This is a genomic window from Chthonomonas sp. (assembly GCF_035294505.1).
Lineage (GTDB): Bacteria > Armatimonadota > Chthonomonadetes > Chthonomonadales > Chthonomonadaceae > Chthonomonas.
In genome coordinates this window covers 1-2,128 of record NZ_DATGKU010000011.1, presented here as the reverse complement: position 1 = coordinate 2,128, position 2,128 = coordinate 1, and the positions used below count along the sequence as shown (strand labels likewise).

Below are 2,128 nucleotides of genomic sequence, written 5' to 3'. Positions count from 1 at the left end.
GCCGCGATGTCGTGCACATAGTCTTGCTGGGCACGACGTGATTTGCCTTTTCGCTTGGGGCCTATCTCCAACTCATCCTTTCGCGGAAAACCAAACAGTTCATAGGCGTAGATGTGCTGATCGTGATAATCTATCTGCCCTACGTAGGGTGGAGAGGTAAAAATGCCGTCAATAAAGCGTTCGCCTTCCCTTAAAAACAGCTCGGCCGATCCAGAGCGAATTAATTCTTCTCTGAGATTTACCGTACGCGAATCGGCCTGAAGAATCGTCACCGCACAGTCTGAACGCAGCTTATCGAACTGGGCGATCCGGCGAGCCGTGTCTTCGCTGTAGGCATGTATCTTTTCGATACAATTGTCTATGGGAATACAGTAGCGGTTGTGCTTCCTACACCAGTACTCCTTACCCACCGGTAATGGGGCCTTTGGAGTGGCCAGATCGTAGTGAGGAATCAGCCGAGACGAGCGTACGGCACGGCTCAGTACAACCCGCAAGAGGTCTTGGTAGTGATAATCCTCGATAAGTTTACGATAGTACAGCATCTCCAACAGGGCACGAGGGGCAAACCATGTACGTAGATATTCACTACAGCACTCATTCAACAAACTCTCTTTCAGCGCGTTGAACTCTTCCAGATTAAAACCGCCTTGTTCTTCTGGGAACAGCGAAAGGCTATCCGCAGAGGAGCCGAGCAGGGTATTGGAGAAAAGGGTCGTTCTTTTTTCGATATCGAGGATTTCAAAACAGGCTTTCGCGATGTCGTACTTGGCCGTTTTGACGCGCGCGATCAGGCAGTTAAAGGGCGAGATTTCAACCCCTATGGCATGCATGTTCATCTCGTTGGCCTGCACCAACGTGGTTCCAGAACCCATGAAGGGGTCTAAGATGACATCCTTAGGGCAGAAAAAGCGGGCAAGAAACCACTCGACAAGCTGAGGGATGAACTTCCCGAGATAGGGGTGCAACCGATGGACGTGTTTCGTGCGTTCGTATTCCGGCACTTGGTAAAAACCAAGCTCAGGATGAAGCCCGGCATGATGATGCTTTTCTAGCCCCTGCTCAATGAGGGAGAGAAAAATGCGCAACTCTTTGAGCGAAACCCGAAGCTGGCCACTGCTCGCACGAGTGATCTTCTCTCCATCAGGACTGTACTTGGCAATACGGCCTCGCTGAATATAGTCGCGAATATTGTGGGGTGTTTTGCCCACAATACGCGCCGCCTCTTCTAAGGTAACTAACTCAAGATCATCCGACATACCTTCGCCTTTACCCCCACATTCTCAACGGATACTCTGCGCTATCGGTAAAGTATACCTATGGCAGCCTCTCTCTGAAGACAAAGGCTCTAAGAGCTTCCTGTCCGAACCCCACGGAGCGATTGAGATGGAGAGTGTCGCCTCTGCTTGAGGCGAAAGCATGCAGAGGGATTTAGTTTTCCCACCACTCTGCCCGCGCCGAGCGAAGCGTGGCAGGCTCCAACAGCATTTTTTAAGAATCCTCCATGCCGCAGAGCTTGCGGAAGCGAGAGTAGGCCTCCTCCCAACGGTCTTTGGTTGTAGTGGCCGGAGAATAGGTCTCCAGTGGGAAAGAGGTTCTTACAATGGCACGCGCCTCCTCCAGCGAGCCGATCTCGCCGCGGCCCATCGCCTGCATCAGCACGTTGCCGATAGCCGTGGCCTCCACCGGCCCCGCGATCACCGGTCGTTGCAGGGCGTCGGCGGTAAGTTGACACAGCAGCCGGTTCTGTGTGCCGCCTCCAACCACATGAATGACGGCATGTGGACGCCCCCGGAAACCGTCTAAAAGCTCTAAGGTACGCCGATATTTCAGTGCCAAGCTCTCGAGGCAGCAGCGAACGGTGGCACCGATGCCCTCCGGCGGGTTTTGTCCGGTTCGCCGGCAGAAATTGGCGATGGCCTCCACCATGTCCGCCGGTGCCAAAAAAGAGGGGTCGTCGGGGTCTATGAGAGAACCAAACGGCGGGGCATGTTCGGCCATTTGGGTTAGTTCGGCATAGCTATGGTCTTGGCCACGGCGCGCATAGGCCCGACGGCACTCCTGTACCAACCACAGCCCCATGATGTTCTTAAGCAGCCGTGTAGTGCCACAAACGCCCCCCTCGTTGGTG

Annotated in this window: 2 protein-coding genes; both read right to left on the bottom strand. The window is 54.1% G+C overall.

The genetic code is table 11. From position 1 onward, the window contains the following. The coding region (locus VKV18_RS00340; RefSeq protein WP_324202238.1) for a DNA methyltransferase at window positions 1-1,256 on the bottom strand (1,256 nt) is incomplete at its 3' end. A 232-nt stretch (window positions 1,257-1,488) separates the two neighbouring features. Next, the coding region (locus tag VKV18_RS00335) for an FGGY-family carbohydrate kinase (protein ID WP_324202237.1) at window positions 1,489-2,128 on the bottom strand (640 nt) is incomplete at its 5' end.